Below are 3,307 nucleotides of genomic sequence, written 5' to 3' on the forward strand. Positions count from 1 at the left end.
AGGAACCGCCTCGGGGGTCGGAGACCCACCCGAACGCGACGTAGATGCCGCCGGCACCGCCCTTGATCGACTGGAACCCTCGGCCCTTGACGGTGAGCGTCGTGGGACCGTCGACCGCGGCGGTCGGCGTCCCGGCGGAGCTGGTGACGGTGACCTGGGGGGCCGCGTGGGCCGGGGCAGCGGTGAGCGCGAGCGCAGGCGCCGCGAGCGCGACAGTGGCGGCGCCGGCGAGCGTGCGTCGGAGCATGCTTCTCATCGGACGACCTCCTCGACGGATGTCCGCAGCGGGGTGATCACCAGGTCGCCCGTACGCGGATGGGTGAAGACGTCGACGGGGTGGCCGTAGACGTCGCTGAGCAGGTCGGGTCGGAGCACGTCTCCCGGCGCTCCGTCAGCGCGCAGGCGACCGTCGGCGAGGATGCAGATCCGGTCGGCGTACGCGGCAGCGAGCGAGAGGTCGTGCAGCACGGCCACGACCGAGTGGCCCTCCCGAGCCAGCCGGCGCGCCTCGGTGAGCAGCGCCTCCTGGTGCGCGATGTCGAGCGCCGCGGTCGGCTCGTCGAGCAGCACGACCGGCGCCTCCTGGGCCATCACGCGAGCGAACGACGTACGCCCCTTCTCTCCGCCAGAGAGCGTGGGGAACTTGCGCGTGGCGAGTCGCTCGACGTCGGCGCGCCGCATCGCGTCGGCGACGACCGCCTCGTCGGAGTCGGACTCGTCGCGCCCGTGCCACGGCGCGCGACCCATCGCGACCACCTCGGCCACGCTGAACGGGAAGGAGAGCCGGTGCTCCTGGAGCAGCACCGACCGTCGCCGGGAGAGCTCGCCGGCACGTCGCGAGGCGATCGGCTCCCCGTCGAGCAGGGCCTTGCCGCGTGAGAGCGCGACGTCACCGGAGAGGACCCCGAGGAGCGTCGACTTGCCGGCGCCGTTCGGGCCGACCAGCACGAGCAGCTCGCCGGGGCGGACGTCGAGGTCGATGTCACGAAGGATGGTGGCCTGCCCGTACGAGACGGAGCCGCCGAGCACCTGGAGCGTCGCGCGGGTCCTCATGCCCAGCCTCCCGCCGTACGACGGGTGCGGCGAAGGAGCCAGAAGAACATCGGGCCTCCGAGGAGCGACGTCAGCATGCCGATCGGCAGCTCGGCGTACGGGACGGCGGTTCGGGCGACCAGGTCGGCCGCGAGCAGCAGGACCGCGCCGCCGAGCACGCTGGCCGGCAGCAGCAGCCGGTGGCCGGGGCCGACCACCATGCGCATGAGGTGCGGGACGACCAGGCCGACGAACGCGATGATCCCGCAGAAGGCGACAGCAGCGGCGGTGAGGAGCGCGACCAGCGTGATGGCGACGAGGCGCAGCCGCTCGACGTCGACGCCGACGTGACGTGCCGCCCGGTCGCCCAGCGCCAGCAGGTCCAGCCTGCGGCTGAGCACGAAGGCACCGGCGATGCCCACGAGGGCGAGCGGCGCCACGACGCCGACATACTGCCAACGGGTGCCGTTGAGGCTGCCGAGCTGCCAGAACACGATCTCCTCGCGCGCCTGGGTGTCGGCGAGGAACATCATCAGAGCCAGCAGCGCACCGGTCACCGCGTTGACGGCGATGCCGGTGAGCACGAGGGTGACGACCTCTGTCCGACCGTCGGAGCGTGAGAGAAGATAGACGGCCACGGTGGTGATCAGGCCGCCGACGAAGGCGAGCGCCGGCACGGTCCACGTCCCGAGCGCGGTGAGCCCGAAGACCATGGCGCACGCCGCGGCGACGGCGGCGCCCGAGGACACCCCGATCACGCCCGGCTCGGCGAGCGGGTTGCCGAAGACGCCCTGCATCAGCGCTCCGGCTGCTGCGAGCGCCGCGCCGACGAGGAGGGCCATCACGACGCGCGGGAAGCGGATGCTCCACAGCGCGGCGTCGCCCTGGGGGTGCGCGGGCATCGGGCCGGCGTCGATACCGAGCCGGTGCAGGAACGAGCCGAGGACCTCGGCCGGCGGGATCGAGAGCTGGCCGGTCCCGGCCGAGAGGACGGCCAGCACCACGAGGGCGACCGACAGGGCAGTGAAGAGGACGAGCGTCGCGCTGAGACGGAACCTGACCGAGATCGTCGGGTCGACGACGGTCATCGCAGCGACTCCGGGGCGTACATCGCCACCGCGAGCGCGTTGAGCACGTCGGCGCTGCGGGGGCCGAAGCTCAGGATCTGGCTGTCCGGCATCGTGATGAAGCGGCGGTTCGAGCCGGCCGGGGTGTTGGCCAGCGACGGGTAGCGCTCGAGCAGGCCGTCCACGCCGCCGGCCGACTCCAGCCCCTTGGTCATCATGATGATGGCGTCGGGCTGCGCGGCGACGAGTCCTTCGTCGTTGAGCGGCTTCATCCCCTTCCACCCGATCTCCTCGGAGACGTCGTACGCCCCCGTGGCCGAGATCAGGGAGTCCGCGCCCGAGTCCTGGCCGAACATGTAGTAGACGCCGCTCTGCCCGCGCACATAGAGGAACACCGTCCGGAGCTTGTCCTGGACCGAGCTCGGTGCCTTCTCGTCGATGACCGCCCGGACGGCGGCCACCTCCTCGGCCGTCCTCTTCGCGAGCGCCGTGCCGGCGTCGCTGACGCCGAGCGCGGAGGCGACCTGGCCGACCAGGTCGGCGATGTTGTCGAGGTTGCGCGCGCTGTCGACGACCACGACCGGGACGCCGGCGTCGCGGACCTGCTCGATGACGTCCCACGGACCGAGCGAGGTGTCGGTGATGATCAGGTCGGGGGAGAGGTCGAGGATCGCCTCGCCGTTGAGCTCGTGCCCGTTGTGGGTGACGAGCGGGAGGTCCTTGGCCTGCGTGAACTGCGTCGAGAGATCGCGCCCGACGAGCGCGTCGCCGAGCCCCAGCTCGTACGTGATCTGCGCCAGCGTGCCGTACTGGTCGAGCGCCAGGACCCGCTCGGCGGTCTTCACGGTGACGCGGCTGCCCTGGCTGTCCTTGACGGTGACGGGGAGGCTCTGGGCCGGGTCCTCGACGATCGGCGTGGGCTCGTCGGCCCCGAGGTCGAGGTTGATCTCGCCGGAGAGGTCCTTCGCGGCGCCGGAGACATCGACGTCGCTGAGCCGCGGGATGGACGTCACGGCCTCGGGGCTCTCCGTCTCACCGCTCTGCGCGGGCCCGCACGCTGAGGCGAACGCCGTACAGACGCAGAGGAGGGCGACGATGAAGGGGCGGCGGCGTGGCACGACATGCTCCGATTCCGAGGGAAGTCAGGTTTCCCTAACCTCGACGGAAAGTAGCATAGGTAAGGCTTGCCTCGCTAACCAGCCCCGGAT

General features: G+C 71.6%; 4 protein-coding genes. All 4 read right to left on the bottom strand.

Annotated elements, in window-relative coordinates:
• A partial coding sequence (locus tag PV363_RS16715) for a hypothetical protein (RefSeq protein WP_301022939.1) occupies positions 1-256 on the bottom strand: 256 nt, incomplete at its 3' end.
• Positions 253-1,053 carry a heme ABC transporter ATP-binding protein gene (locus PV363_RS16720; RefSeq protein ID WP_301022940.1) on the bottom strand — a complete coding sequence of 267 codons (801 nt, stop codon included), beginning with the start codon at positions 1,051-1,053 and terminating at the stop codon, positions 253-255. The genes PV363_RS16715 and PV363_RS16720, both read right to left, overlap by 4 nt.
• Complete coding sequence (locus PV363_RS16725) at positions 1,050-2,120, bottom strand: iron ABC transporter permease (RefSeq protein WP_220341918.1); 1,071 nt, start codon at positions 2,118-2,120, stop codon at positions 1,050-1,052. Before PV363_RS16725 ends, PV363_RS16720 begins: the two co-directional genes overlap by 4 nt.
• Positions 2,117-3,217: an ABC transporter substrate-binding protein gene (locus PV363_RS16730; protein ID WP_301022941.1), complete on the bottom strand. Its 1,101-nt coding sequence runs from the start codon at positions 3,215-3,217 to the stop codon at positions 2,117-2,119. The genes PV363_RS16725 and PV363_RS16730 overlap by 4 nt, the downstream gene beginning before the upstream one ends.
• Between the last annotated feature and the right edge of the window lie 90 nt (positions 3,218-3,307).

This window comes from Mumia sp., assembly GCF_028803055.1.
GTDB lineage: Bacteria > Actinomycetota > Actinomycetes > Propionibacteriales > Nocardioidaceae > Mumia.